This is a genomic window from Microbacterium sp. SGAir0570, assembly GCF_005491085.2.
Taxonomy (GTDB): Bacteria; Actinomycetota; Actinomycetes; order Actinomycetales; family Microbacteriaceae; genus Microbacterium; species Microbacterium arborescens.
In genome coordinates this window covers 1411327-1437311 of the sequence record NZ_CP027929.1, presented here as the reverse complement: position 1 = coordinate 1437311, position 25985 = coordinate 1411327, and the positions used below count along the sequence as shown (strand labels likewise).

Below are 25985 nucleotides of genomic sequence, written 5' to 3'. Positions count from 1 at the left end.
GACATCGATTCTACGCGCCCTCGCGGCGCTCAGGCCTCGACCGAGGCTCGCTCGCGCGACTCGCGCACCCGAGCGTCATTCGCCTTGATACCGGGCTCGCCCTCGCGCAGCAGCGCGAACAGCGGCACGGCGACGAACAGCGTCGAGTAGGCGGCGACCAGCGTGCCGACGAAGATCGACAGCGAGATGTCGGTGAGCGTCTGGGCACCGAGCCAAAGCGCGCCGATGAAGAGGATCGCTCCGGTCGGGAGGGCCGCGACGATCGTGGTGTTGATCGAGCGCACGAGCGTCTGGTTTGCCGCCAGGTTGACCGATTCGCCGAACGTCCGCCCGGACTTCTCGCCGTCCTCGAACGTGTTCTCGCGGACCTTGTCGAAGACGACCGTGGTGTCGTACAGCGAGTACGACAGGATCGTCAGGAAGCCGATCACGGCGGCGGGAGAGATCTCGAACCCGAAGAGCGAGTAGACGCCCACGGTGACCACGAGCACGTCGACGAGGCCGATGATCGCGGCGACGGACATCTTCCAGGTGCGGAAGTACAGCGCCAGGATCAGGAACGTCAGGGCGAGGAAGATCGCCAGGCCCCACAGCGACTGACGGGTGACGTCCTGACCCCAGCTCGGCCCGATGAACGACGAGCTCACCTCGGCGGCGGGGACGTCGTAGGCCTCGGCGAGGCGCGCGGTGACATCACGGGTCTCGGCATCCGACATCTGGTCGGTCTGCACGCGCACGGCGTCCTCGCCGATCGTGGTGACCTTCGTCGTCGCTCCGGGAACGACGTCCTGGACGGCGGCGGTCGCCAACAGCTGGTCGGTGTTCGAGACGTTCGTCACCGTGAACTGCGACCCGCCCGTGAACTCGATGGAGAACTGCGGGGGCTTCACGACGAGGACGAGGACCGAGCCGAGCACGAGGGCTGCGGCGATGATGAACCACAGCGTGCGACGGGCGACGAAGGGGAACGACAGCTTCCCCGTGTAGAGGTCGTTTCCGAACCGGTTGAAGAATCGCATCAGTGCTTGTCCCCCGTCGCGTCGCGCTTCTCGCCTGCGGCCTGCTCGGCGCGCTTGCGTTCCGCGATCGTCTGTCGCCGTTCGGCCTCGCCGCGCGACTTGGCGGCTCGGCGACCGGCCGCGGTCTTCGCGCCGGCAGCGACCGGGGCGCGGAACTGCGCACGCCCGCGGTAGACCGCGCCGAGCGCATCGGGGTCGAGACCCGACAACTTGTGACCCGACCCGAAGAACCGCGTGCGCACGAGCAGCTGCAGCACGGGGTGGGTGAAGAGGATGAAGATCAGGATGTCGATCGCGGTCGTCAGCCCCAGCGTGAACGCGAAGCCCTTCACCGTCGAGTCGGCGAGGATGTACAGCACCACGGCGGCGAGGATGTTGATCGACTTCGAGATGAAGATCGTCCGCTTCGCGCGGGACCAGCCGTCCTCGACGGCACCGGTGATCGACTTGCCGTCACGCAGCTCGTCTCTAATCCGCTCGAAGTACACGATGAACGAGTCGGCTGTGAAGCCGATCGTGACGATCAGGCCGGCCACACCCGCCAACGACAGGCGGAAGCCCATGCGCCACGCGAGAATAGTCAGTGCCGCGTAGGTGAGCACAGCCATGACGACCAGCGAGGCGATGATGACCGTTCCGAGTGCCCGGTAGACGACGAGTGAGTACACCGCGACCAGCGCGAGACCGATGAGACCCGCGATGAGTCCGATCTGCAGCTGCTGCGAACCGAGGGTCGCGGAGATCGTGTTCGTGCTCTGCACCTCGAAGCTCAGCGGCAGAGCGCCGAACTTGAGCTGGTCGGCGAGGATCTTCGAGCTGTCCTGGTCGAACGAGCCCGTGATCGACGGCTTGCCGGTGAGGATGACGGCGTCCATCGAGGGCGCCGAGAGCACGTCGCCGTCGAGGACGAAGGCGAACTGGTTGAGCGGCGACTGCTGCCCGTAGAGCCGCTGGCTGATCTTGCCGAATGTCTCGGTGCCCTGCTGGTCGAACGTGATGTTCACGGCCCAGCGACCGGTGCTCTGCTCGAGGCCGTTGGTGGCGTTGTCGATCGACGACCCGTCGAGCTCGACCGGCCCGAGGATGTACTTCGCCGTCCCCGTGCGATCGCACGTGATCAGCGGCTGATCGGCCGGCGCGTCGGCCGGGTCGTTCGCCGGATCGGTGCAGTCGTAGGCGAGGAACTGCGCCTGCAGCGCCTCGGTGATCCACGCGGGGTCGCTGCCGTTGGAGGGCGTCGTCGATGGCGTGGCCGGCAGGTTGGGGTCGGGCGTGGGATACGGCGTCTCGTTGCCGTCGTCACCGACGAAGCTGGTTGCGGGAGTGCCGGTGTAGAGCACGGCGCGCAGCTGGAGCTGTGCCGAGGCGTCGATGCGCTCCCGCGTCTCGTCGTCGACCTCGCCCGGCAGCTGCACCACGATCTGGTTGCCGGCCTGCGTGGCGATGTCCGCCTCGACCAGTCCCGACGCGTCGACGCGCTGGCGGATGATGGAGGCAGCCTGCTGCATCTGCTCGCTCGAGGGCACCGCTCCGTCGGACTGCGCCTGGAGGACGATCTGCGTCCCGCCCTGGAGATCCAGCGCGAGCTCGGGAGCCCACGAGCTCGCCTTGAACACATAGACGCCGAGGGCGTTGATGCCGAACAGGAGCGCCGTCAGGACCACGAGTCCGGTCAGCGCGCGCCAGGCACGGCGCACAGGTGTGGAAGTCGCCACGGGGAGGTCAGCTTTCGTCGAGCGAGCGCCGGGTCAGCGGCGGTTCAGGCGCGGGGCTTGTCGTCGCGGTCGGCCGCACCCTCGGAGGCGGCGTCGGCGCGATCGCGCGCGGCGTCGTCGCTGACCGAGGTGATGAGCCCCTGCTCGACGTCGGCGACGTACTCCTCGTGGTGCTCTTCGGCCTCGATGTACTCGTCCTCGGTGAGCGTGCCCTCGGCGGGGTCGACGACGCGGAGGATCGCCTGGCTGTGGACCTCGACCTCGACGCCGGGCGCGAGCTCGACGCGGGCCGACTTCGAGAGGTCTTCGCCGTCGTACTCGACGATCGTCCCGTAGAACCCGCCCTGCAGCAGCACCTTCGCGCCGGGGAGGAGCTGACGCGACTTCTCGGCCTGCTCCGCCTTCATCCGCTGGGCGCGACGACGCTGGCTCCAGAACATGAAGACGATGAGCAGCGCGAGGATGATCAGCAGCCCGTACTCGGCGAAGAACTGCACCGCCGGGTTCGCGGGAGGAGCGTCGGCCGGGGTGGTGGCGAAGAAGAGCATGGAGGTGGGAGCACCTTTCACGGGTAGGCACGCGAAGAATGCGCACCCTCGGGATTCGTCGGCGAGAAGCCTTCAGCGATTATAGGTCATCGATCTCCAGCGCCCCGTCGGCACGGGGAACGCCGAGATGGCGGTAGGCCGAGGGCGTGGCCACGCGGCCACGCGGCGAGCGGCCCACGAAGCCGATGCGGACGAGGTACGGCTCGACGACCGACTCGATCGTCTCCGCTTCCTCCCCCACGGTCACCGCGAGCGTGTTCAGCCCGACCGGTCCCCCGCCGAAGCGGCGGACGAGGGCGTCCAGCACGGCGCGGTCCAGGCGATCGAGCCCGATGGCGTCGACGTCGTAGAGGTCGAGCGCGGCCGCGACATCCGCCTCCGTCGCGCCCGCCGCCGTGTTGCCGTGCACGACCACGAAATCTCGGACGCGGCGCAGCAGGCGGTTCGCGATACGAGGCGTGCCGCGGGAGCGGCGCGCGATCTCGGACCGCGCGATGGGCGGGACGTCGACGGCGAGGACGCTCGCCGACCGCTGGATGACTCGTTCGAGCTCTTCGGGCTCGTAGTACTCCATGTGGGCGGTGAAACCGAAACGGTCGCGAAGCGGATTCGGCAGCAGTCCCGACCGGGTGGTCGCACCCACGAGCGTGAAGGGGGCGAGTTCGAGCGGGATGCTGGTGGCACCGGCTCCCTTGCCGACCATGATGTCGATGCGGAAGTCCTCCATCGCGAGGTACAGCATCTCCTCGGCCGAGCGCGCCATTCGATGGATCTCGTCGATGAAGAGCACCTCGCCGGGCACGAGGCTCGACAAGAGGGCTGCGAGGTCGCCCGCGTGCTGGATGGCGGGACCGCTCGACATCCGCAGGGGACGGCCGCTCTCGTGGGCGACGATCATCGCGAGCGTCGTCTTGCCGAGCCCGGGAGGGCCCGACAGCAGGATGTGGTCGGCGGGTCGGTCCTGCATCGCGGCGGCTTGCAGCAGGAGCTCGAGCTGCCCGCGCACCTTCTGCTGCCCGACGAATTCGGCGAGCGACGTCGGCCGCAGGGCCCCCTCGACCGCGAGCTCGGTCTCGTCCGCGGCCAGTTCGTGCGCGTCAGACACCGGTCTGCTCCGGTCGCGCGGGGCCGAGCTGCGCCAGCGCGAGCTTCAGCAGGGCGGGCACGGTCGCCGGGGCGGCGGCATCCGCCGTCACCTGCGCGACGGCCTCCGTCGCGACGCGCTCGCTCCAGCCGAGGGCGACCAGCGCCGCCACGACCTGACCGCTGAGCGTTCCGGCGCCGGCGGGAACGGATGCCGGCTGCCCGGAGGGCAACGCCTGGAGCTTGCCCGCGAGCTGCACCACGATGAGCTTCGCGGTCTTGGGTCCGATCCCCGAGACACGGCGGAAGGGAGCGTCGTCCTCGGCGGTGACGGCCTCGGCGATCTGCGCGACGCTGAGCGCCGACAGGACGCCGAGCGCGGACTTCGGGCCGACGCCGGTCACCCCGATGAGCAGGAGGAAGACCCCGAGCTGCTCGCGCGTCTCGAAACCGAAGAGCGAGAGGGCGTCTTCGCGGACGACGAGGTTCGTGTGCAGCACGATCTCATCACCGACATGGAACGAGCGCGGGATGTCGGGGGTCACGGCGACCGAGAACCCGACCCCGCCGACGTCGATGACGACGCTGTCGGACTCGAGGTGCAGCACGCTGCCGCGCAGGGAGGAGATCATGATCCGAGCCTAGGCGGCGCTTCGCAGGTATGTTCGAGCGACACGCGTGACGCCCGGCCGCACGGCCGCCTCAGCGGCGTGACAGGCGTTCCGCATCCGCCCAGGCCCGCTGGGCGGGAGTGAGCGCTGCGGCGCCGGTCCCGGTCCCGGTGCCACCGGGACCGCGGCGCCAGGCATGACAGATCGCGAGGGCCAGGGCGTCGGCGGCATCCGCCGGCTGCGGCAGGGAGTCCAGACGCAGCACGCGGGCGACCATCGTCTGCACCTGCAGCTTCTCGGCCGAGCCGTATCCGGTGATGGCGGCCTTCACCTCGGAGGGGGTGTGGGTCGCCGCATCGAGGCCGCTCTCGGCGGCGACGAGGAGGGCGATGCCGCTGGCTTGCGCGGTTCCCATCACGCTGGTGCGGTTGTGCTGCGCGAAGACGCGCTCGACCGCGACGACGTGCGGCCGATGCTCCGCGATGACGGCCCGGAGCCCCGCGGCGATCGTCGCGAGCCGGCGTTCGATGGGCAGATCGACGGCCGAGCGGACGACTCCGACGTGCACGAGGGCAGCGGATCGGTCGCGAGCGACGTCGACGACACCGACACCGCATCGGGTGAGGCCCGGGTCGACACCGAGAACGCGCAGAGAGGTCACTCCCCCACGCTACGTCCGTCGCGGCGACCCGGCGCGACGACAGCCCGCGAAACGCGCAGTTCCCGACACCCCACGCAGAACGAGCTGCGGTGGATGCCGGGAACTGCGCGCGATGCCGGAGCTCTTACTCGTCGTCGTTCTCGAGCTCGGCCTGCACCTCGGGCGTCAGGTCGAAGTTCGTGTAGACGTTCTGCACGTCGTCGCTGTCTTCGAGGGCGTCGATGAGACGGAACACCTTGCGGGCGGTGTCGGCGTCGACCTCCACCTTGAGCGAGGGCACGAACTCGACGTCGGCGGAGTCGTACTCGATGCCGGCGTCCTGCAGGGCGCTGCGCACCGACACGAGGTCGGAGGCCTCGGTGATGACGCCGAAGCCGTCGCCGTGCGGCTCGACCTCTTCCGCTCCCGCCTCGAGCACCGCGAGCATGACGTCGTCCTCGGTCGTGCCCGCGGACGGCACGACGATGACGCCCTTGCGGCTGAAGTTGTACGCGACGCTGCCCGGGTCGGCCAGCGTTCCGCCGTTACGGCTGAGAGCGGTGCGAACCTCGGCGGCGGCGCGGTTCTTGTTGTCGGTCAGACACTCGATGAGGAACGCGACGCCGTTGGGCCCGTAGCCCTCGTACATGATCGAGGAGTACTCGACGGCTTCGCCGCCGATCCCGGCGCCGCGCTTGATCGCGCGGTCGATGTTGTCTTTCGGGACCGAGGTCTTCTTGGCCTTCAGGACGGCGTCGAAGAGCGTGGGGTTGCCCTGCAGATCGGGACCGCCGAGCTTGGCAGCGACCTCGATGTTCTTGATGAGCTTGGCCCACGACTTGGCACGGCGCGCGTCGACGACGGCTTTCTTGTGCTTGGTCGTGGCCCATTTGGAGTGACCGGACATGCGCTCGATCTTACCGGGCGGATGCGCGCGCCTCGCGGACGCGCGCGAGGAACCTCTCGTGGAAGCGACGCTCGCCCGAGACCTCCGGGTGGAACGCGGTGGCGAGCAGTCGCCCCTGCTCGACCGCGACGACCCCGCCCTCCGGCAGGGTCGCGAGCGGCCGCACCCCCGGCCCGAGTTCGGTGACGAGAGGCGCTCGGATGAACGCCGCGCGCACCGGCGCGTCCCAGCCGGCGACGGCGAGCGCCGTCTCGAACGATTCGGTCTGACCGCCGAAGGCGTTCCGTCGCACGGTCACGTCGAGCCCGCCGAAGGTCTCCTGCCCGGCGATCGCCCCGTCGACGCGGTCGGCGAGCAGGATGAGCCCGGCGCACGTGCCGTAGACCGGCATGCCCGCCGTGATCGCGTCGCGGATGGGCTGCTGCATCCCGAACGCGCGTGCCAGCTTGTCGATGACGCTCGACTCGCCGCCCGGCAGGACGAGTCCCTCGATCGTCGCGAGGTCGTCCGGGCGGCGGACGAGGGATGCCGCCGCACCGAGCTCCTCGAGCACGCGCAGGTGTTCGCGGACGTCCCCCTGCAGGGCGAGGACTCCGACGCGCGGCGGCGTTCCCTCGCTCACCGGATCACCAGCCGCGGTCGGCGAGACGGTGCGGAGCAGGCAGATCGGAGACGTTGATGCCGACCATCGCCTCACCCAGGCCGCGCGAGGCCTCGGCGACGATGGCGGGGTCATCGTGGAAGGTCGTCGCCTTCACGATCGCCGCGGCACGGCGCGCGGGGTCGCCCGACTTGAAGATGCCCGATCCGACGAACACGCCGTCGGCGCCGAGCTGCATCATCATGGCGGCGTCGGCGGGGGTGGCGACACCGCCCGCGGTGAAGAGCACGACGGGCAGGGCGCCGCTGGCCGCGACCTCGGCGACGAGGTCGTACGGCGCCTGGAGCTCCTTCGCCGCGACGTACAGCTCGTCGGGGCTCTTCGCCTGCAGAGCACGGATCTCGGCGGTGATGGTGCGGATGTGGCGCGTCGCCTCCGAGACGTCGCCCGTGCCGGCCTCACCCTTGGACCGGATCATCGCGGCCCCCTCCGTGATGCGGCGCAGCGCCTCGCCGAGATTGGTCGCACCGCAGACGAACGGGACGGTGAATCCCCACTTGTCGATGTGATGCGTGTAGTCGGCCGGCGAGAGCACCTCGGACTCGTCGATGTAGTCGACGCCGAGCTCCTGCAGCACGCGCGCCTCGACGAAGTGTCCGATGCGGGCCTTGGCCATCACGGGGATCGACACCGATGCGATGATCTCGTCGATCAGGTCGGGGTCGCCCATGCGGGCGACGCCGCCCTGGGCCCGGATGTCGGCGGGGACACGCTCGAGCGCCATGACGGCCACCGCGCCGGCATCCTCGGCGATCCGCGCTTGATCGGCCGTGACGACGTCCATGATGACGCCGCCCTTCAGCATCTCGGCGAGCCCGCGCTTGACGCGCGAGGATCCGGTGACGGTCTGGTCGTTCGACACGATGGAGCTCCGATCTGGGCCGCCTGGTCGGGGATCTTGTTCGGCCTAGGCCAAAAGTTAGCATGGCATCCGACATAAGATCGTCCCGATGACTTCAAGCGACACGATCTCCGGGCACACGGCGGGCGACATCGCCGACAGCGTCCGGATGCTGCTCGAGCGCGGCGCCCTGCGCGCTGACGACGTCCTGCCGCCCGTGCGCGCACTGGCCGAGCATCTCGGCGTCAACCGCAACACCGTCGTCGCCGCATACCGGCTGCTGGCGCAGGCCGGGGTCGTCGTTGCTCGCGGCCGCGGCGGAACGCGCATCGCCGAGGTCTCCCCCGTCGCCGCCGAGGGGGTCGCCGCCGACACGGTGCTGCGCGACGTCGGGTCGGGAAACCCCGATCCCGCTGTCATCCCCGACCCGAGCGGCGTGCTCGCCCGGGTCGCCGGGCGCCCCGTCCTGTACGGCGAGCCGGTCATCGACGCCGGCCTCGCCGAGTGGGCCACACGCTGGTTCGCCGCGGACTCGGCGAGCGAGGCCGACATCCACCTCACCGTCACGGGCGGCGCCGTCGACGCCGTCGAACGACTCCTGGCGCAGGCGCTCACCCGCGATGATGCGGTCGCGCTCGAAGACCCCTGCTTCCTCGCCAGCATCCATACCGTCCGGCTCGCCGGCTACCGTGCGGTCCCCGTTCCCGTCGACAGCGAGGGCATGACGGTGGACGGTCTGCGCGCGGCCCTGGACGCCGGTGCCCGAGCCGTCGTCATCACCCCGCGAGCCCAGAACCCCACCGGCTCGAGCCTGTCGGCCGAGCGCGCCGCGGCGCTGCGCGAGGTGCTGGCCGATCACCCCTACGTCCTGGTGATCGAGGACGACCACTTCTCGCTCTTGTCGACCCAGCCCTATCGCTCGGTCATCGGCGAGAACCACGAGCGCTGGGCGCGCGTGCGCTCGGTGTCGAAGTTCCTCGGGCCCGACATGTGTCTCGCGGTCACGGCATCCGATCCCACGACAGCCGAACGTCTCGCGCTGCGCCTCGGCTCGGGCACGACGTGGGTCAGCCATCTGCTGCAGCGACTGGCCCACGCTCTCCTCTCCGACGGCACCGCCGCGGCTGAGATCGCCGCCGCTCGAATCCACTACGCCGACCGCAACGCCGCCTTCGCCGCGGAGCTCACGCGCGCGGGCCTGCCCTGCGCACCCGGCGACGGGCTCAGTCTCTGGGTCGAGGTGCCCGGCACTGCTCGTTCCGTCGCCGACGCCCTAATGCGCCGCGGGTGGCTGGCGCGCACCGGCGACGAGTTCCGGCTGGCAGAGGACGCCCCGTCGCGGCACCTGCGCCTGACCGTGCACGATCTGAACGACGCCGACGCCGCGCAGCTCGCGCGGGACCTCGTCGCATCCGCCCTCCCCTCTCGAAAGGCATGACCCCATGAAGGTGCTCTCGATCCAGTCGGCCGTCGCATACGGACACGTCGGCAACTCCGCCGCGGTGTTCCCGCTGCAGCGCATCGGCGTGGAGGTGATGCCGGTCTACACGGTGAACTTCTCCAACCACACCGGCTACGGCGTCTGGGGCGGTCCGATGATCAGTCCCGACGATGTCCGCGCCGTCATCGCGGGCGTCGAGGATCGCGGCGCCTTCCCGCAGATCGACGTCGTCCTGTCGGGGTACCAGGGCGGCCAAGGAATAGCCGACGTCATCCTCGACACCGTCGCGCGCGTCAAGGCGGCGAACCCGGATGCCGTCTACGCGTGCGACCCGGTCATGGGCAACGCGAAGTCGGGATGCTTCGTGGCACCGGCCATCCCCGTTCTGCTGCGCGAGCGCGTCGTGCCGGCCGCCGACATCATCACGCCGAACCAATTCGAGCTCGGCTTCCTGACCGAGACCGAGCCCACCGATCTCGACTCGACGCTCGCGTCCGTCGACGCCGCCCGCGCGATGGGGCCGCGCACGGTGCTCGTGACGAGCGTCGAGCGCCCGGAACGCCCCGAGGGAACGATCGAGATGCTCGCCGCGGACGACGCCGGAGCGTGGATCGTCCGCACTCCCCACATCCCCATGAAGGCGAACGGATCGGGTGACGTGACGGCGGCCCTGTTCACAGCTCACTACCGCAGCACCGGCTCCGCAGCCGAGGCGCTGGCCCGTACGACCTCGAGCGTGTTCGACCTGCTCACGCGCACACACGAGTCGGGCGAGCGCGAGCTCCAGCTCGTGGAGAGCCAGGAGGCCTACGCGCACCCGCGGATGCAGTTCACGGTCGAGCGGGTGCGCTGACCGGCGCCGTTACTGTCCGCTGGACTCGGTCCACGCCTGCTCCCACTGCGGAGCGTCATCGGGGCAGAGGAACCGGGTGCCGAAGACCATGATGCTCACAGCACCCTCGCGGGACGCGTCGTCGATGGCGAGACTCTGGATGAGCGGGGACGACGCGACGTGCATCTGGTAGACGTTCTGATCGACCTGGTGACCGTTGAGGATCGAGGTCTCGCACGCGTCCAGAGCGAGGGCGAGCGTCACGGTCTCGGCCTGCTCCGACCACTGACCGCCGTTCGCCTCGACGTGCGCGCGCTGCTGCGCGACGAGCTCCTGCTGCTCGGGCGTCTTCGCGGTGAGCGTGGTCTGACCCACGGGCTGCTGCTGCGCCGCGATGAACGTGTCGCGCTCGGCCAGGGCATCGGCGGTCGCGGATCCGTCGCCACCGGCGTCGGGGGTCGCCGCTGCGCTCTCGTCCGGCACTGTCGTCGTCGTCGGAGTCGCCTCGGTCGGGTTCGCGTCTCCCGCGGGCGTGCACCCCGTCAAGGCGAGGGCCCCGACAACAGCCAGTGCGGCGAGAGTCGCGGTGCGGGGACGGGCGGTGATCGACATGGTGCCTCCTCAGTGAGCGCTCAGGCTATCGTCATCGCGCCACCCGGCACCCGGGCTTGCGTTCGAGGCCGAGCGTGAGGAAGTGTGCGGTCAGGTCGTCGGCCACGCGGCGGCGACGGCCTCGCGCACCTCGCCGAGCAGCTGCGGGAGCGCCTTCGTCTTCGCGATGATCGGGAAGAAGTTGGCATCGGTCGCCCACCGTGGCACGACGTGCTGGTGCAGGTGCCCGTCGACCCCGGCACCCGCGACAGCGCCCTGATTCATTCCGAGGTTGAAACCGTCGCACCGCGACACCTCTCGGAGCACCCGCATGGCCGTCTGCGTCAGCGCGCCGATCTCGGCGACCTCCTCGGGCGTCGCGAGATCGTACGTCGGGATGTGCCGGTACGGGCAGACGAGCAGGTGACCGGAGTTGTACGGGAAGAGGTTCAGCAGCACGTAGGCCGTGCGGCCGCGCGCGACGATGAGCCCGTCGGCATCCGATTTGCCGGGCGCAGCGCAGAACGGGCACTCGTCACGCAGCGGTTCGGGGCCCGCCTGGATGTACGCCATCCGGTGAGGGGTCCACAGGCGCTGGAACTCGTCGGGCACCCCGGCCAGGTGCGCGGCGTCCTCGACCGGGCGCGGGGCGTCCGACGAGCCGGTCACGCGAGCTGCTCCGCCGTGTCGCTCAGGTGCTCCGCGGTGTCGACGAGTGTACGGTTGGCGATGGCCGCGAGGATGCGCTCGACGGCCTCGTCCACGGGCACGCCGTTGGTCTGCGATCCGTCACGGAAGCGGAACGAGACCGTGCCTGCTGCGCGGTCCTGCTCGCCGGCGATGAGCTGGAGCGGCACCTTCTGCGTGGTGTGAGTGCGGATCTTCTTCTGCATGCGGTCGTCGGAGCGATCGAGCTCGGCGCGGACGCCGGCCTTGCGCAGCCGCGAGACGATCTCCCGCAGGTACGGCGCGTAATCGTCGGCGACCGGGATCGCCACGACCTGCACCGGCGCGAGCCAGACGGGGAAGGCACCCGCGTAGTGCTCGAGGAGGATCGCGAAGAACCGCTCGATCGACCCGAAGAGTGCGCGGTGGATCATGACGGGGCGATGCTTCTCGCCGTCGGGACCGGTGTACTCGAGCTCGAAGCGCTCGGGCTGGTTGAAGTCGAGCTGGATGGTCGACATCTGCCAGGTGCGGCCGATCGCGTCGCGGGCCTGAACCGAGATCTTCGGGCCGTAGAACGCCGCGCCGCCCGGATCCGGGACGAGCTCGAGGCCGGAGCCCTCGGCGACGCGGCGCAGGGTCTCGGTCGCCTGCTGCCAGAGGGCATCGTCGCCGATGAACTTCGGGTTGCCCTCCTCCTTCGTCGACAGCTCGAGATAGAAGTCGTTGAGTCCGTAGTCGCGCAGCGTCTGCAGCACGAACTCGAGGCTGCGGACGAGCTCGTCCTCGACCTGATCGGGGGTGACGTAGATGTGGGTGTCGTCCTGGGTCATCCCCCGCACGCGGGTGAGGCCCGAGAGGGTGCCGCTCTTCTCGTAGCGGTAGACCGAACCGAACTCGCTCAGGCGCAGCGGCAGCTCACGGTAGCTGCGCCCCCGCGAGCGGAAGATCAGGTTGTGGAACGGGCAGTTCATGGGCTTGAGGTAGTACTCCTGCCCCTGGCGGGTCACGTTGCCCTCGGCGTCGACGATCTCATCGAGCTTCATCGGCGGGTACATGCCGTCGGCGTACCACTGCAGGTGCCCGCTCGTCATGAACAGGTCGCCCTTGGTGATGTGCGGGGTGTTGACGACCTCGTAGTCGTTGGCGAGCAGCTGCTCGCGCATGTAGCGCTCGATCTCGTACCGGATGATGCCGCCCTTGGGGTGGAACACCGACAGACCGGGTCCGATCTCATCCGGGAACGAGAACAGGTCGAGCTCGACCCCGAGCTTCCGGTGATCGCGGCGAGCCGCCTCGGCCAGCCGCTCCTGGTAGGCGCGCAGCTCGTCCTTCGACGGCCATGCGGTGCCGTAGATGCGCTGCAGCTGGGGGTTCTTCTCGGAGCCGCGCCAGTAGGCGGCGGCGACGCGGGTGAGGTCCCAGCCGTTGCCGACCATCCGGGTGCCGGGCACGTGGGGTCCGCGGCACAGGTCCTTCCAGGCGGTCGAGCCGTCGCGGGTGACGTTGTCGTAGATCGTCAGTTCGCCGGCGCCGATCTCGGCCGAGGCCCCTTCGGCCGCGTCGGCGCCCGAGCCGGGACCACCGGCGAGGTCGACGAGCTCGAGCTTGAACGGCTCGTCGGCGAGCTCGGCGCGCGCCTCGTCGGCGGTGACGACCCGCCGGACGAACCGCTGGTTCTCGCGGACGATCCGCTCCATCTCCTTCTTGATCGACTTGAGGTCCTCCGGAGTGAAGGGCTCGTCGACGCCGAAGTCGTAGTAGAAGCCGTCCTCGATGGGCGGCCCGATGCCCAGGTTCGACTGCGGCCGGATGCGCTGCACGGCCTGGGCCAGCACGTGCGCGGTCGAGTGGCGGAGGATCGCGAGGCCGTCGGGGCTCGACACGGTGATCGGCTCGACGGCATCCGTCTCGCTGACCACGGTGGCGAGATCCTTCAGCTCTCCGTTCACGCGCAGGGCGACGACGGAGCGGTCGGGGAAGAGGGCGAAGCCGTCGGCGGGGTACGACACGTCCGACGGGGAAACGACGTCAGTCAAGGGAACATCTCCAGATGGGTGGCTCGGATCAAGGCTACTCAGCTTCGGACGCTCGCCGCGTCCCGCCCGCTCAGGCCGAGAGCGTTCGGCCGGCGGCGACGAAGCGGGTGAGCACGCGGGCTCCGATCCGGCGACGTTCCATGCGTCGATCCTAGTCGTGGGCGTCGATGGCTTCGGGGCGACGCACGAGGGCGCATGATGGATGCCGTGAAGCTCGCCATCGCCGGAGCCGCACTGCTGCTCGTGGCGGCGGGCGCGGTGGTCGGCGGCATCCTGCCTCCCGACGATCTCGCCGGCATCGCCGAGCGTGTCGCGCCGATCCTCGCCTTCGTCGTGGCCGTCACGATCGTGGCGGAGCTGGCGGCGAAAGCCGGCGTGTTCGACGTCGCTGCGGGGTGGCTCGCCCGCGCCTCACGGGGCCGGACGACGCTGTTGTGGCTCCTCGTCGTGGCGCTGGCCGTCGTTGCGACGGCTTTCCTGTCGCTCGATACGACCGCTGTGCTGCTCACACCGGTCGTCGTCGCCGTCGCGCGCGCCAACGGGCTGCCGCCGCTCCCCTTCGCCTTCACGACGGTGTGGCTCGCGAACACCGCGTCACTCGTGCTGCCGGTCTCCAACCTGACGAACCTGTTGGCTCTCGGCCGGCTGCCCGAGGGCGGGCCCGTCGCGTTCCTCGCGCTCATGGGGCCTTCGGCGGCCGTCGCGATCGCGGTGACGGTGAGCCTGCTGTTCGCCATCCACCGGCGCTCGCTCGTCGGGCGGTTCGACCCGGCCCCGGTGCCGCGCGTCACCGACCGGGTGCAGCTGGGCGTCGCATCCGTCGTCGTCGTCGCACTCATGCCGGCCCTCGTCAGCGGGCTGGAGCCGTGGATTCCGGCGACGATCGCCGCGGTTCTGCTCATCGGCCTCTTCGCATGGCGCTCGCCCCGCGGACTGTCGCTTCGGCTCATCCCCTGGCAGTTGCTCGTGTTCGCCGCGGGGCTGTTCACCGCGATGGCTGCGCTCGAGTCGCTCGGGTCGGCGGCGGTGGTCTCGGTGATCGCCGGCGAGGCCGGCGGCCCCTTCGAGCTGTGGCGCATGGCGGGCACCGCCCTGGTCGCGGCGAACACCGTCGACAACCTGCCCGCGTACCTGCTGCTCGAGTCGGCGGCGGGAACCCCGGAGCGCCTGGGCGCGCTGCTCGTCGGCGTCAATGCGGGACCGCTCATCACCCCCTGGGCGTCGCTCGCGACGCTGCTCTGGCACGAGCGGCTGCACGCCGTGGGCGTCGACGTCCCCTGGCGGCGTTTCGTCCTCTGGGGACTCGTCGCCGCGCCCCTCGTCGTCGGGCTGTCGGTCCTCCCGCTCGCTCTTCGCTGAGCCTCCCGCACCGGCGGCACCGGTCAGACGTGCTTGAGCGCCTCGCGCCTGCTCAGGCCGGCCACGCCCCGCTCATCGACGAACCATCGCACCCACGCGGCATCGACGCGCGCCCGATCGCGCAGCGCCCATCCGATCGCCTTGCGGATGAAGAAGTCCGCATCGCCGAGGTTCGGGACGACGACATCCGTGAAGAGCTGCTCGTCGAACTCCGAGCGACGGGTCAGTTGCGACAGGATCGCGATCCTGCGTATCCAGAGGTTCTCGTCCCGAGCCCACGCGCGGACGACGGGCGCCATCTCGTCGGCGTGCTCGATGAGCAGCTCGCGCACGAGCCCGCTGAGCTCGTCGGTGATGTCCCACCACCGCCCGGTGCGCACCATGTGCTCGATGAGCGGCACCGTCGGCAGGGTTCCCGACAGCGGTGGCAGCGCGAGGAGCGCCATCGCCGCATAGCGCTCCTCGCGGTGGCGGGCCTCGTCCCACAGCTGCAGCGAGGCAGCGCGCAGCACCGCGGCATCCTGCTCTCCGGCGCCGAGCGTACGGGTGACCCGGCGCACCTCGGGGAGGCGGATCCCGAGGAACGGTATCGCAGACTTCATGTACGCCTGCTGCGCGGCGGCTCGTTCCGGCTGCGCCGCAGCGCGGAGCGCGGCGCGGATGTCGTCGACGAGGGTCACGTCAGGGTGAGGTCGACCTGGATCTCACCGGCGAGGCGCTCGAGGTCCGCCACGATGTCGGCCGCGTCGAACTCGGCGGGCAGGCGCACGACCAGGGTCGCCTCGAAAAGCGTGCCACCGGCCATCGGAGCGTCGAGGGTACGGGTGGTCAGGGCGTCGATGCTCAGCGCATGAGCGCCGATCGCGTCGCTGACTTCGCGGACGATGCCGGGACGGTCGTTGCCCAGCACCGTGAATCGAAGTACCTGGCCGCTCGCGACGACCGGCGGCAGCGGCTGGTGGGTCGTGATGCGCAGCAGCCCGTCCAGCCGCTCGAGGGCGTCGACGAGGCCGGCCTCACGGTCAGCGGGAACGTCCACCAGCACGATGCCCGCGAAGGCCCCGGCCAGCTCCGCGAGTTCGCTGCGCTCCCAGTTGCCGCCGTGCGCGGCGACGGTGTCGGCGAGTGTGCGGACGAGTCCGACCCGATCGTCTCCGACGACCGTGAGCACGAGCTGAGACATGGCGCCGAGCCTAACCGGCAGCGCTGACCAGCGTCCCGCGAAACGACAAAACCCCCGGTGAGACCGGGGGTTTTACTCGGTGCGCGATACTGGGATCGAACCAGTGACCTCTTCCGTGTCAGGGAAGCGCGCTACCGCTGCGCCAATCGCGCCTATACAGGCTGTTCAGTTATGAGGCGAGGTGGCGACGGGATTCGAACCCGTGTAAACGGCTTTGCAGGCCGGTGCCTAGCCGCTCGGCCACGCCACCGTGTGTGGTTCTGACCCACGTGCCGGATCCCCCTCACGGGAGATCCTCGCACTCGAGCGGATGACGAGATTCGAACTCGCGACCCTCACCTTGGCAAGGTGATGCGCTACCACTGCGCTACATCCGCATTTCGTTCCGGATCGCTCCGGCACTTGTTAAACATTAGCCGACGATCGCACGAGTGCAAAACCGGCGACGCCCCGCGCGTGTCTCGCTTCCGCGTTCGGGAACCGTCGCGGCATCCGGTATGCTCGTGTCTCGGCCCTCACGGGCCAGATGGGCGATTGGCGCAGTTGGTTAGCGCGCTTCCTTCACACGGAAGAGGTCGTGGGTTCGAGTCCCGCATCGCCCACCATCCCCGCCCCGGTCGCCTCGACCGGGGCGCTTTTCGTTGTCGTGTGCTCTGCGCCCGCCGAGCACGCACCGTCGCGACGAGAACGCACCGCGCATGGTGCGCGCTCGCCGCAGCGGTGCGTCCTCGCGGTGCACGAGATCCGCGCCGGGTCAGAAGGCGCCCGAGACGCCCAGCAGCGAGCCCACCGTGAAGGTCGCGATCAGCGCGAGAGCCCCGCCGGCGACGACCCGCACAACGGGACGCAACGGCGGACTGTCGCCCAGGCGCGCGCTCAGATACCCGGTGAGAGCGAGAGCGATGAGCACCGCCACGAAGGTGACGGGAACCCGGATGTCGGCGGGCGGCAGGAGGATCGCGAGAAGCGGCAGCAGCGCACCGACGGTGAACGCGAGCGCGCTGGCGCCGGCCGCCGCCCACGGGCTCACGACCTCGTCCTCGGTCAGCCCCAGCTCGGCCTCGAGGTGCGCGGCGACGACATCGTGCTCCGTCAGCTCCTCGGCAACCCGCCGCGCAGTCTCGGGCGAGAGCCCGCGCTGTTCGTACAGCCCCGCGAGCTCGACGAGCTCAGCCGCGGGGTCTTCGGCGAGCTCGCGGCGCTCCTTGGTGATCATGGCGCGCTGGCTGTCGCTCTGGCTGCTGACCGATACATACTCGCCGAGCGCCATCGAGATCGCGCCGCCCACGAGTCCCGCAACGCCGGCGGCGAAGATCGGCGCCGTCTCCGTCGTCGCCCCCGCGACGCCGACGACCAGGGCGGCGGTCGAGACGATGCCGTCGTTCGCGCCCAGGACGCCCGCGCGCAGCCAGTTCAGCCGCCCCGACATGGATGACGCGTGAGGCTCGCCCGGGTGCGCCCCCGGTACCTCCGGGAACGATTCGCTCATGTCGCCATGAAACCACCCCCGCCTCGATCACGGCAGCCCCCCACGCACCGAGGACGCACTGCCGCTGCGAGAGCGCATGGTTCCCGGTACGTTCTCGCTGAGAGGGTGCACTCTCGGCGCGGGACTAGCGCAGGTCAGCGGGCGGTCCGCCACCCGTAGCGCTGCGAGAGCGACTGGGCGACCCGAGCGTAGGTGGTGCGATCGAGGGCTCCGGCGGTGCGGCGGATGCCGCTCGCGGGGACGAGGTAGATCTGGTCGACGTCGAGCCACGACGGGCGCCGCTCGCGGTCCCAATCCCCCGTCCCGAGCGGGATGTGGTCGCGCTCGCCGTCGTGCGGCTTGCTCGTGAGCTTCATGGCCCAGCTGCGGCCGCCGTCGGCGCGCGCGAGCACGAGCAGCGGGCGATCTTTGCCGCGCGCGGCATCCTCCGCATACGGAACCCACGCCCAGACGATCTCGCCGGGATCGGGCTGCCCGTCGGGCGTCGGCTCGTAGGCGAGCCGCAGGCCGACGGCATCGGGGAGAGCGACCTCGACGACGGATGCCGCGCCGGCGACCCCGCCGCCCGGCGCGGAGGGCCTGCTCGGGCGAGCCGGTGAGACGGTCGCCGACCGCGGACGCGCTGTGGCCGGCCGACCCGAGCCACCCGCCGTCCGACGCGGTCGCAGCAGATCCCACACACGCGAAAGCACACCCATGCGCCCAAACCTACCCAGCCCGCGAGGCGCGCCCCGCCTCATCCTCCGCCTCACCTGGCAGCTCGCGCCCCTTCACCTCCCGCGAAGCGGCGCCGCCTGCCAACCGAGCGCCCACGAGAAACAGGGCGGGGCACCGCGGAGTGATCCGCGATGCCCCGCCCGAGTCAGAGCCGAGGCCTGATCAGACCTTGGCGTCGGAGAGGGTGTACCCGACCTCGCCGTGCATGACCGTGTCGATGCCGGCGATCTCGTCCTCGTTCTTCACGCGGAAGCCGATCGTCTTCTCGATCGCGAACCCGATGATGAAGGCCAGCACGAAGGAGTAGACGAGAACGGCGAGGGCCGCGATCGCCTGGACGATCAGCTGGCTGGCGTCGCCGCCCATGAACAGGCCCGTGCCGTTGGCGAAGAAGCCGAGGTAGAGCGTTCCGATGAGGCCGCCGACGAGGTGGATGCCCACGACGTCGAGCGAGTCGTCGAAGCCGAGCTTGTACTTGAGCTCGATGGCCAGCGCGCAGGCGGCACCGGCGATGAGGCCCAGCACGATCGCCCAGATGGGGTCGACCGAGGCGCACGCGGGGGTGATGGCGACGAGACCCGCGACCGCACCCGATGCGGCACCGACGGAGGTGGGCTTGCCGTCCTTGATCTTCTCGACGAGGAGCCAGGCCAGCAGAGCGGCGGCGGGAGCAGCGATCGTGTTGATGAAGGCGAGCGCGGCGGTGCCGTCGGCGGCGAGCTCGGAGCCCGCGTTGAAGCCGAACCAGCCGAACCACAGCAGACCGGCGCCGAGGAGCACGAACGGCGGGTTGTGGGGAACGTGGACGCCCTTCTGGAAGCCGACGCGCTTGCCGAGGACCAGAGCGAGGGCGAGAGCGGCAGCACCGGCGTTGATGTGCACCGCGGTGCCACCGGCGAAGTCGATCGCTCCGACACCGAAGACGTCCTGCAGCCCCTTGGTGATCCAGCCGCCGTATTCGAACGAGCCGTCATCGGCGAGGCCGAAGTTGAAGACCCAGCTCGCGACCGGGAAGTAGACCACGGTCGCCCAGACACCGGCGAACAGCATCCACGCGCCGAACTTGGCACGGTCGGCGATCGCTCCGGAGACGAGCGCGACGGTGAGGATCGCGAAGGTGGCCTGGAAGCACACGAATGCCATGGGCGGGAAGGCGGCGTCGTCGGGGGTCTCGAGCAGGCTGCTCAGACCGATCGCGCTCCAGTCGATCGACCACGGGGCGACGGTTCCCTCAGCGCCGGGGAAGGCGATGGCGTAGCCGAAGAGCACCCAGAGGACGCCGATGAGTCCGAGGGCGCCGAAGCTCATCATCATCATGCTGATGACGCTCTTGGCCTTGACGAGACCGCCGTAGAAGAATGCGAGTCCTGGCGTCATCAGCAGGACGAATGCGGCCGCGATGAGTATGAATGCGGTGTTGCCTTGATCCATCTCGAAGGGAACCTCTCTGCAGGGACGCAGGTGTAGCGTCGGGTCCCCTCAGTGTCGAGGCACCCAGTTTCCCCCGACGGCGCAGTCGTGTTTCCGAACGGTTACGCGAGCGCTCCCCCGGTAAACATCAGGTTTCCTGGCGCCGCGCGAGCCCTGCGCAGGTGCTCAGAAGTGGGTGAGAGCCACGAGGCGCGAGATGGCGCGCAGGTACTTCTTGCGGTATCCGCCGCCGAGCATCTCGTCGCCGAAGACCTCGTCGAGAGGCCGGCCCGTGGCGCGGATCGGGATCTGCGCGTCGTAGGCGCGGTCGACGAACGCGACGAAGCGGAGGGCGGCCGACTGATCGGTCAACTGCGTGACGTCGCGCAGACCGATCGTGGAGATGTCATCGACGAGGCGGATGTAACGCGACGGGTGGACGGTCGCGAGGTGCGCGATGACGTCGGCGAAGGGGTCGTCCGAGACGAGACCGGATGCCGCGGCTTCCGCGATCGCCGCCTCGTACTTCTCGGGCGCGAGCGCGACGGCGTGCCCGTCGACGGCACGCTGCCGGTAGTCGGTGCCGTCGATCCGGATGGTCTGGAAGCTCGCCGACATCGCGTGGATCTCGCGCAGGAAGTCCTGAGCGGCGAAACGCCCCTCGCCCAGCGCGTTGGGCGGCGTGTTCGAGGTCGCCGCCAGACGCGTGCCCGATGCGACGAGCTCGCCGAGGAGCCGGGTCATCACCATCGTGTCGCCCGGGTCGTCGAGCTCGAACTCGTCGATGCACAGCAGGTCGGCGCCGCGCAGCAGCTGCACCGTGTTCTGGTACCCGACGGCTCCCACGAGGGCGGTGTACTCGATGAACGAGCCGAAGTACTTCCGGCGTGCCGGCATCGCGTGGTAGATCGCGGCGAGCAGGTGGGTCTTGCCGACGCCGAAGCCGCCGTCGAGGTACACCCCGGGCTTCGTCTCGGGCGCCTTCTTCGCGCGGCGGAACAGTCCCCCGCGGGCGGCCGGCGCCCCACCGCCGGCGAAGGTCTCGAGGAGGTCTTTCGCCTCCTGCTGCGACGGGTACTGCGGGTCGGCCCGGTACGAATCGAACGTCGCCTCGTCGAACTGCGGCGGCGGCACCAGGGCGGCGAGCATCTCGGTGCCGCTCACCTCGGGACGGCGGTCGCTGAGGCGCAGGATTCCGGCGGATGTGCTCGTCACGGATCAACCCTAACCGCGTGAAAGGATGACGCCGTGCGTGTGACCGAGATGCTTCCGGGAACCGGCGAGAGCGCCGATCCCACGACGGATGCCGGACGGGTGTGGCTCGCAGGGCGCTACCGGCGAGCGCCCGGCGGATACGTCCGCGTGAACATGGTCACCACCCTGACCGGGTCGGCCTCCGGCGGCGACGGGACGAGCGAGACGATCACGAGCCCGACCGATCGCAGCATCCTCGGCATCATCCGCCGGGACGCCGACGTCGTCGTCGTGGGCGCGGAGACCGTCCGCGCGGAGGGCTATGTCGTTCCGCGTACGGCGGCCCTCGCCATCGTCTCGCGGTCGGGGCGTCTCGACGGCCACCGCCTGACCGACGCCGAGGCGGGGCGGGTCGTCCTGGTCGTTCCCGACGGCGCCCGTCCCGAAGCGCCCGCCGGCGTCACCGTTGTCACCGCCGGCAGCGGGCCCGACCTGTCCCCCGCCGACGTGCTCGCCGTCCTGTCGGCCCGCGGGTGGGAGCGCGTGGTCTGCGAGGGCGGACCGACCCTCGCTGCGCAGTTCATCGCCGCGGGCGTGGCCGACGAGATCTGCCTCACGGTCGCGCCGCGCATCGGACCGGTCCGGCATCCCGTCCTGCCGGTTGCGGACGAGGTGCCGACCGCCGTCGCGGGTGCGCTGATGGATGCCGCGGGCTTCAGCTATCTGCGGCTGAGCGTCGGCGCTCGAGCCAGTCGCGGATGACCGAGGTCCAACGCTCCGGATCGTAGTTCCACAGCTTCGTGTGCCGGGCCGTCCGGAACACCTCCAGCTCGACCAGATCGGGACGCGCCTCTGCCAGCTGATACGACGCGTCCGCCGGGACGAAGCCGTCGTCGTCGCTGTGCAGGATGAGGATCGGATGCCGAAGCTCGGCCCTACGGGCGACCACATCGAGCCGGTCGAACGGGATCGGGGTGTTCAACCCGACGACCCGCGACCCCCACGCGCTGTCGAGCGCGCGCACGGCGGTGCTCGCGACGGGGGCGGGGATGCGCAGCAGGTGCGCCTGGTAGTCGAGCACGATGCGCCAGTCGATCGCCGGCGACTCGAGCAAGACTCCGGCGATGATGTCGCGATGGGCCGAGTTCAGGGCGACCTGGAGGGCGATCGCGCCGCCCATCGACCACCCCATGAGGAAGATGCGGCGCGCGCCGCGGCGGCGGGCCGCTCCGATCGCGGCATCCACATCGCGCCATTCGGTCGCACCGAGCATGTACGTGCCCGATCGGCTGCGCGGCGCCTCGCCGTCGTTGCGGTACGACACCAGCAGGGACGACACACCGGCGGCGTGGAACACCGGCACCGCACGCAGCGTCTCGGCCCGTGTCGTGCCGCGCCCGTGAATCTGGATGACCCACGTGTCGCTCGGCTCCCCCGCCGCGTCCGCGGCCGGGAAGAACCATGCGGGGCAGGGTCCGAGCGGAGACCCGACGAGCTCGGAGTGGTAGGGCAGGTGCAGCTCTGCCGGATCGGAGTAGTACCACCCGCTGAATGCCGCGGCGGCTGACAGCCGGTCGTCCGTTCCGATCTGCGTGAGCAGCTTGCGCTTGACCGACGTCTCGTCGAGCGCCAGCACGGCACCGACCTTCACGTACGAGGCGGTGCCCGTCGTGAACAGTCCGTACCGCCCCGGCAGCTCGGTGTCGGGAGTGCGCGAGAGGGTGAGCGTCTGCGCGGCGACGTCGACCGCGAGCAGCTGCGTGTCGGGCACCCGCCCGGCGGGCGTCACGACCTTACGGGCTACGCGCATCGAAACGGTGCCGAGCGCGGCCAACGAGATCCCGAGGGCTCCGGCCAATGCCGCGATCGTCGTCTTCGCGGCGGTGGCTGCTGCGGGAGATGCGCCCGCAGCCCCGGCGCGCCTGGAACCCATCATCGAAGCCTCACTCTAGTCTGTCGACGTGGCCGATTCCCGTCCTCCCGCCGACGCGACGGCATTCGTCGTCGCACGCGAGGCGGTGCTGGCGATGACCTTCCGCGACGACCTCGTGGTCCGCGAGATCCCTGCCCCGACCGGCCTCGCGCCCGACGCCCTCGCGCTTGCGGGCGATGTGCGACCCGAGGATCACGCCGTCGACTCCCCCTACGGCACCGGCCGCATCGTCGTCCTCCACGACGACGACGAGCCGGATGCCTGGGGCGGGGCGTGGCGCATCGTCGCATTCGCCCAGGCGCCGCTCGAACCCGAGATCGGCGTCGATCCGCTTCTCGCCGAGGTCGCCTGGTCGTGGCTCATCGACGCGCTCGATCATCGCGGCGCCTCGTTCCACTCCATCTCGGGGACCGCGACGAAGACGCTCTCGCGCGGTTTCGGAAGTCTCGCCGATGAGGGCGACGGTGCGCAGATCGAACTGCGCGCTTCGTGGACCCCCGTCGGCGACATCACCGCCCACATCGACGCCTGGGCGGAACTGACCTGCATGCTGGCCGGCCTTCCTCCGGGGTCGGAGGGCGTCGCCGTCTTCGGAGCACGCCGGGGGAACCGTGGCTGAATACACCGTCATCGCCGATGACGCCGGACTCGAACGCGCCGCGCAGCTGCTCGCGGCCGGCGACGGACCCGTCGCCGTAGACGTCGAGCGAGCGTCGGGCTTCCGCTACTCGCAACGGGCCTATCTCATCCAGGTCTTCCGCCGTGGAGCCGGCGTGCATCTGTTCGATCCCCCGGCGATCACGACCTTCGCCCCTCTCCAGTCCGCCATCGGCGACGTCGAGTGGGTGCTGCATGCCGCGAGCCAGGACCTGCCTTCGCTCCGCGAGGCAGGGCTCGACCCGACGTCGATCTTCGACACCGAGCTCGCCGCACGCCTGCTCGGGCACGCCCGCGTCGGGCTCGGCGCCGTCGTCGAGGACACCCTGGGCATCGTCCTCGCCAAGGCGCACTCGGCGGCCGATTGGTCGACGCGCCCGCTGCCGCAGTCGTGGCTCGAGTATGCAGCCCTCGACGTGGAGCACCTCATCGACGTGCGCGATGCGCTCGCAGGCGAGCTCGAGGCGCAGGGCAAGGTCGAGTTCGCCGCACAGGAGTTCCAAGCCGTGCTCGACCGGCCGGTCAAGCCACCGCGCGAAGACCCCTGGCGCCGACTCAGCGGCCTGCACACGATTCGGGGCCGCCGCGCGCTCGCGGTTGCGCGAGCACTGTGGACCGCGCGCGAGGAGTACGCCCGCGAGCAGGACATCGCCCCCGGCCGGCTCGTCCCCGACCGCGCGCTCGTCGCGGCGCTCGCCGCCGACCCCAAGACGAAGCAGGACCTGGCGAAGGTCAAGGACTTCACCGGCCGCGCGAGCCGCTCGCAGCTCGACCGCTGGTGGGCGGCCTTCGAGGCCGGCCGGGCCGAGCAGTCGCTGCCGCCGGACCGGCTGCCGGGCGACGGCCTGCCGCCCGTGCGGGCCTGGGTCGACCGCAACCCTCCCGCCGACGCCCGCCTGAAGGCTGCCAAGCCGCTCGTCGAGCAGCGCGCGGAGGAGTTGTCGATGCCGACGGAGAACCTGCTCACTCCTGAGCTGCTGCGCCGCGTGGCATGGGCACCGCCCGCGGAGATCTCGGCCGAGGCGGTCGGGACGGCACTCGCGGAGCTCGGCGCGCGGCCGTGGCAGATTGAGCAGACTGCACAGCTGATCGCTCAAGCCTTTGTGGATTCCGTGAACGGGGATGCCGCACCTTCCTCGGCCGGTTCGTAGGTTCGACCCAACCGATTTTCCCGGCCTCCGCAGCTCTCTAGGCTGGGGAAGATCCCATCTTCTGGAGGCAAAGTGGCCGAGATCTCGGACGTCTACTTCATCGACGGCATGCGCACCCCGTTCGGGCGCGCCGGCGAGAAGGGCATGTACTGGAACACCCGAGCGGACGACCTCGTCGTCAAAGCGATCCGGGGCGTGATCGAACGCAACCCCGATGTGCCGCTCGACCGGATCGATGACGTGGCGATCGCCGCAACGACCCAGCAGGGCGACCAGGGCCTGACCCTCGGCCGCACCGCAGCGATCCTCGCCGGCCTCCCGCAGAGCGTGCCGGGCTTCGCGATCGACCGCATGTGCGCGGGTGCGATGACGAGCGTCACCACGATGGCCGGCTCGATCGGCATCGGCATGTACGACCTCGCCCTCGCGGGCGGCGTCGAGCACATGGGTCGACACCCCCTCGGCGGCGGCGACACCGATCCCAACCCGCGCTTCCTCACCGAGAAGCTCGTCAGCGCAGACGCCCTGAACATGGGAATCACCGCCGAGCGGCTGCACGACCGCTTCCCGGTCCTCACGAAGGAGCGCGCCGACCGGTTCGGAATGCGCAGCCAGCACAAGGCTCAGGCCGCGTACGAGGCGGGCAAGCTGCAGCCTGATCTCGTTCCCGTCGCGGTGAAGTCCGCGGACGGTGCCTGGGGCCTCGCGACCGAGGACGAGGGCCGCCGGCCCGAGACCACGATGGAGGGCCTCGCTCAGCTGAAGACGCCCTTCCGCCCGCACGGGCGCGTCACCGCGGGCACGTCCTCACCTCTCACCGACGGCGCGACCATCAGCCTCCTCGCCGGCTCGCGCGCGGTGAAGGAGCTCGGCCTCACTCCGAAGATGCGGATGGTCTCGTTCGGCTTCGCCGGCGTCCAGCCCGAGGTGATGGGCATCGGCCCCATCCCCTCAACCGAGAAGGCGCTCGCCAAGGCCGGCCTGACGATCGACGACATCGGCCTGTTCGAGCTCAACGAGGCGTTCGCGGTGCAGGTGCTGTCGCTTCTCGACCACTTCGGCATCGACGACGACGATCCGCGCGTCAACCCGTGGGGCGGCGCCATCGCGGTCGGTCACCCCCTGGCGGCATCCGGTGTGCGTCTGATGATCCAGCTCGCCGCTCAGTTCGCCGAGCGTCCGGACGTCCGCTACGGACTGACGGCCATGTGCGTCGGCCTCGGCCAGGGCGGTTCCGTGATCTGGGAGAACCCGCACTACACCGGCAAGAAGAAGACCGCGAAGAAGTGAGGCGCGCC

26 protein-coding genes and 4 tRNA genes are annotated in these 25985 nt (G+C 70.2%); 8 read left to right on the top strand and 22 right to left on the bottom strand.

The features are described 5' to 3' along the window. Positions 1 to 29 precede the first annotated feature (29 nt). The 9 genes from secF to pdxS all read right to left on the bottom strand — a co-directional run bounded on the left by secF (position 30) and on the right by pdxS (position 8046). On the bottom strand, positions 30 to 1019 hold the full coding sequence (secF, locus tag C1N74_RS06785; RefSeq protein WP_023951243.1) for a protein translocase subunit SecF: 990 nt from the start codon (positions 1017 to 1019) through the stop codon (positions 30 to 32). After that, positions 1019 to 2734 (bottom strand): protein translocase subunit SecD, encoded by a 1716-nt coding sequence (secD, locus tag C1N74_RS06780; protein ID WP_023951245.1) that lies wholly within the window; start codon positions 2732 to 2734, stop codon positions 1019 to 1021. The genes secF and secD overlap by 1 nt, the downstream gene beginning before the upstream one ends. A gap of 44 nt (positions 2735 to 2778) precedes the next feature. Continuing rightward, complete coding sequence (gene yajC / locus C1N74_RS06775; RefSeq protein ID WP_023951247.1) at positions 2779 to 3282, bottom strand: preprotein translocase subunit YajC; 504 nt, start codon at positions 3280 to 3282, stop codon at positions 2779 to 2781. A 79-nt stretch (positions 3283 to 3361) separates the two neighbouring features. Next, entirely contained in the window at positions 3362 to 4387 is a 1026-nt protein-coding gene (gene ruvB, locus C1N74_RS06770; RefSeq protein ID WP_137750235.1) for a Holliday junction branch migration DNA helicase RuvB, read from the bottom strand. Beyond that, the gene (gene ruvA / locus C1N74_RS06765; RefSeq protein ID WP_137750234.1) at positions 4380 to 4997 is read right to left on the bottom strand and encodes a Holliday junction branch migration protein RuvA; all 618 of its coding nucleotides are present in this window, start codon (positions 4995 to 4997) and stop codon (positions 4380 to 4382) included. The genes ruvB and ruvA overlap by 8 nt, the downstream gene beginning before the upstream one ends. Positions 4998 to 5067: 70 nt before the next feature. Next, positions 5068 to 5637 carry a crossover junction endodeoxyribonuclease RuvC gene (gene ruvC, locus C1N74_RS06760; RefSeq protein WP_023951254.1) on the bottom strand — a complete coding sequence of 190 codons (570 nt, stop codon included), beginning with the start codon at positions 5635 to 5637 and terminating at the stop codon, positions 5068 to 5070. Positions 5638 to 5761: 124 nt separating this feature from the next. Then, positions 5762 to 6523, bottom strand: a complete 762-nt coding sequence (locus C1N74_RS06755; RefSeq protein WP_137750233.1) for a YebC/PmpR family DNA-binding transcriptional regulator — start codon at positions 6521 to 6523, stop codon at positions 5762 to 5764. A 10-nt stretch (positions 6524 to 6533) separates the two neighbouring features. Further along, a complete protein-coding gene (gene pdxT, locus C1N74_RS06750) occupies positions 6534 to 7145 on the bottom strand; it encodes a pyridoxal 5'-phosphate synthase glutaminase subunit PdxT (protein ID WP_064956723.1) in 612 nt (203 codons plus the stop codon). A 4-nt stretch (positions 7146 to 7149) separates the two neighbouring features. Further along, complete coding sequence (gene pdxS / locus C1N74_RS06745; RefSeq protein ID WP_375538053.1) at positions 7150 to 8046, bottom strand: pyridoxal 5'-phosphate synthase lyase subunit PdxS; 897 nt, start codon at positions 8044 to 8046, stop codon at positions 7150 to 7152. 88 nt (positions 8047 to 8134) lie between these two features. Between pdxS and C1N74_RS06740 the strand changes: the two genes are divergently transcribed. Together C1N74_RS06740 and pdxY are read left to right on the top strand one after the other, a co-directional pair. After that, a complete protein-coding gene (locus tag C1N74_RS06740) occupies positions 8135 to 9463 on the top strand; it encodes an aminotransferase class I/II-fold pyridoxal phosphate-dependent enzyme (RefSeq protein ID WP_137750231.1) in 1329 nt (442 codons plus the stop codon). A 4-nt stretch (positions 9464 to 9467) separates the two neighbouring features. Beyond that, on the top strand, positions 9468 to 10319 hold the full coding sequence (gene pdxY / locus C1N74_RS06735) for a pyridoxal kinase PdxY (RefSeq protein ID WP_137750230.1): 852 nt from the start codon (positions 9468 to 9470) through the stop codon (positions 10317 to 10319). A 9-nt stretch (positions 10320 to 10328) separates the two neighbouring features. Here the strand turns inward: pdxY and C1N74_RS06730 are convergent, their stop codons facing one another. From C1N74_RS06730 to thrS, 3 genes are all read right to left on the bottom strand, one after another. After that, the gene (locus C1N74_RS06730; protein ID WP_064956726.1) at positions 10329 to 10910 is read right to left on the bottom strand and encodes a hypothetical protein; all 582 of its coding nucleotides are present in this window, start codon (positions 10908 to 10910) and stop codon (positions 10329 to 10331) included. A gap of 90 nt (positions 10911 to 11000) precedes the next feature. Next, positions 11001 to 11558: an HIT domain-containing protein gene (locus C1N74_RS06725; protein ID WP_064956727.1), complete on the bottom strand. Its 558-nt coding sequence runs from the start codon at positions 11556 to 11558 to the stop codon at positions 11001 to 11003. Continuing rightward, a complete protein-coding gene (gene thrS / locus C1N74_RS06720; protein ID WP_137750229.1) occupies positions 11555 to 13594 on the bottom strand; it encodes a threonine--tRNA ligase in 2040 nt (679 codons plus the stop codon). The genes C1N74_RS06725 and thrS overlap by 4 nt, the downstream gene beginning before the upstream one ends. A gap of 195 nt (positions 13595 to 13789) precedes the next feature. Between thrS and C1N74_RS06715 the strand changes: the two genes are divergently transcribed. Next, on the top strand, positions 13790 to 14953 hold the full coding sequence (locus C1N74_RS06715) for an SLC13 family permease (protein WP_064956729.1): 1164 nt from the start codon (positions 13790 to 13792) through the stop codon (positions 14951 to 14953). Positions 14954 to 14976: 23 nt separating this feature from the next. Here C1N74_RS06715 and C1N74_RS06710 read toward each other — a convergent pair whose 3' ends face one another. From C1N74_RS06710 to C1N74_RS06690, 5 genes are all read right to left on the bottom strand, one after another. After that, positions 14977 to 15633: a DNA alkylation repair protein gene (locus C1N74_RS06710; protein WP_064956730.1), complete on the bottom strand. Its 657-nt coding sequence runs from the start codon at positions 15631 to 15633 to the stop codon at positions 14977 to 14979. After that, positions 15630 to 16136, bottom strand: a complete 507-nt coding sequence (locus tag C1N74_RS06705; protein ID WP_137750228.1) for a glycine cleavage system protein R — start codon at positions 16134 to 16136, stop codon at positions 15630 to 15632. Before C1N74_RS06705 ends, C1N74_RS06710 begins: the two co-directional genes overlap by 4 nt. 80 nt (positions 16137 to 16216) lie before the next feature. Continuing rightward, positions 16217 to 16288: transfer RNA gene (locus C1N74_RS06700), tRNA-Val, on the bottom strand. Positions 16289 to 16315: 27 nt separating this feature from the next. Next, positions 16316 to 16386 (bottom strand) — tRNA-Cys (locus C1N74_RS06695). Between the two features lie 55 nt (positions 16387 to 16441). Beyond that, positions 16442 to 16513 (bottom strand) — tRNA-Gly (locus C1N74_RS06690). A 151-nt stretch (positions 16514 to 16664) separates the two neighbouring features. Between C1N74_RS06690 and C1N74_RS06685 the strand changes: the two genes are divergently transcribed. Beyond that, a tRNA-Val gene (locus C1N74_RS06685) sits at positions 16665 to 16741 on the top strand. Positions 16742 to 16890: 149 nt separating this feature from the next. On the opposite strand, the gene C1N74_RS06680 is transcribed toward C1N74_RS06685, so the two are convergent. The 4 genes from C1N74_RS06680 to zapE all read right to left on the bottom strand — a co-directional run bounded on the left by C1N74_RS06680 (position 16891) and on the right by zapE (position 20967). Beyond that, entirely contained in the window at positions 16891 to 17625 is a 735-nt protein-coding gene (locus C1N74_RS06680) for a VIT family protein (protein ID WP_137750227.1), read from the bottom strand. A 134-nt stretch (positions 17626 to 17759) separates the two neighbouring features. Then, the gene (locus tag C1N74_RS06675; protein ID WP_219994762.1) at positions 17760 to 18323 is read right to left on the bottom strand and encodes a type II toxin-antitoxin system PemK/MazF family toxin; all 564 of its coding nucleotides are present in this window, start codon (positions 18321 to 18323) and stop codon (positions 17760 to 17762) included. Between the two features lie 181 nt (positions 18324 to 18504). Further along, positions 18505 to 19773, bottom strand: a complete 1269-nt coding sequence (locus tag C1N74_RS06670; protein ID WP_023951284.1) for an ammonium transporter — start codon at positions 19771 to 19773, stop codon at positions 18505 to 18507. Positions 19774 to 19938: 165 nt separating this feature from the next. Further along, positions 19939 to 20967, bottom strand: coding sequence for a cell division protein ZapE (gene zapE, locus C1N74_RS06665; protein WP_137750225.1), 1029 nt, complete (start codon positions 20965 to 20967; stop codon positions 19939 to 19941). 33 nt (positions 20968 to 21000) lie between these two features. Here zapE and C1N74_RS06660 point away from each other — a divergent pair, with 33 nt between their 5' ends. After that, positions 21001 to 21708, top strand: a complete 708-nt coding sequence (locus C1N74_RS06660) for a dihydrofolate reductase family protein (protein ID WP_258318018.1) — start codon at positions 21001 to 21003, stop codon at positions 21706 to 21708. On the opposite strand, the gene C1N74_RS06655 is transcribed toward C1N74_RS06660, so the two are convergent. Next, entirely contained in the window at positions 21662 to 22882 is a 1221-nt protein-coding gene (locus C1N74_RS06655) for a S9 family peptidase (protein WP_137750224.1), read from the bottom strand. The genes C1N74_RS06660 and C1N74_RS06655 overlap by 47 nt on opposite strands. A gap of 25 nt (positions 22883 to 22907) precedes the next feature. Between C1N74_RS06655 and C1N74_RS06650 the strand changes: the two genes are divergently transcribed. The 3 genes from C1N74_RS06650 (at position 22908) to C1N74_RS06640 (ending at position 25977) form a co-directional block, all read left to right on the top strand. Then, on the top strand, positions 22908 to 23498 hold the full coding sequence (locus tag C1N74_RS06650) for a DUF3000 domain-containing protein (protein WP_023951295.1): 591 nt from the start codon (positions 22908 to 22910) through the stop codon (positions 23496 to 23498). Beyond that, the gene (locus C1N74_RS06645) at positions 23491 to 24687 is read left to right on the top strand and encodes an HRDC domain-containing protein (protein WP_137750223.1); all 1197 of its coding nucleotides are present in this window, start codon (positions 23491 to 23493) and stop codon (positions 24685 to 24687) included. The genes C1N74_RS06650 and C1N74_RS06645 overlap by 8 nt, the downstream gene beginning before the upstream one ends. A 72-nt stretch (positions 24688 to 24759) precedes the next feature. Then, on the top strand, positions 24760 to 25977 hold the full coding sequence (locus tag C1N74_RS06640) for a thiolase family protein (RefSeq protein WP_023951298.1): 1218 nt from the start codon (positions 24760 to 24762) through the stop codon (positions 25975 to 25977). The last annotated feature ends 8 nt before the right edge of the window (positions 25978 to 25985 follow it).

Excerpts from the sequence above, each read along its gene's own strand:
- C1N74_RS06755 (WP_137750233.1), bottom strand. The coding sequence starts at position 6,523 with ATGTCCGGTCACTCCAAATGGGCCACGACCAAGCACAAGAAAGCCGTC.
- C1N74_RS06705 (WP_137750228.1), bottom strand. The coding sequence starts at position 16,136 with ATGTCTCAGCTCGTGCTCACGGTCGTCGGAGACGATCGGGTCGGACTC.
- C1N74_RS06730 (WP_064956726.1), bottom strand. The coding sequence starts at position 10,910 with ATGTCGATCACCGCCCGTCCCCGCACCGCGACTCTCGCCGCACTGGCT.
- C1N74_RS06675 (WP_219994762.1), bottom strand. The coding sequence starts at position 18,323 with ATGGGTGTGCTTTCGCGTGTGTGGGATCTGCTGCGACCGCGTCGGACG.
- yajC (WP_023951247.1), bottom strand. The coding sequence starts at position 3,282 with ATGCTCTTCTTCGCCACCACCCCGGCCGACGCTCCTCCCGCGAACCCG.
- ruvA (WP_137750234.1), bottom strand. The coding sequence starts at position 4,997 with ATGATCTCCTCCCTGCGCGGCAGCGTGCTGCACCTCGAGTCCGACAGC.
- C1N74_RS06740 (WP_137750231.1), top strand. The coding sequence starts at position 8,135 with ATGACTTCAAGCGACACGATCTCCGGGCACACGGCGGGCGACATCGCC.
- pdxY (WP_137750230.1), top strand. The coding sequence starts at position 9,468 with ATGAAGGTGCTCTCGATCCAGTCGGCCGTCGCATACGGACACGTCGGC.
- C1N74_RS06670 (WP_023951284.1), bottom strand. The coding sequence starts at position 19,773 with ATGGATCAAGGCAACACCGCATTCATACTCATCGCGGCCGCATTCGTC.
- secF (WP_023951243.1), bottom strand. The coding sequence starts at position 1,019 with ATGCGATTCTTCAACCGGTTCGGAAACGACCTCTACACGGGGAAGCTG.
- C1N74_RS06680 (WP_137750227.1), bottom strand. The coding sequence starts at position 17,625 with ATGAGCGAATCGTTCCCGGAGGTACCGGGGGCGCACCCGGGCGAGCCT.
- C1N74_RS06715 (WP_064956729.1), top strand. The coding sequence starts at position 13,790 with ATGATGGATGCCGTGAAGCTCGCCATCGCCGGAGCCGCACTGCTGCTC.
- C1N74_RS06655 (WP_137750224.1), bottom strand. The coding sequence starts at position 22,882 with ATGATGGGTTCCAGGCGCGCCGGGGCTGCGGGCGCATCTCCCGCAGCA.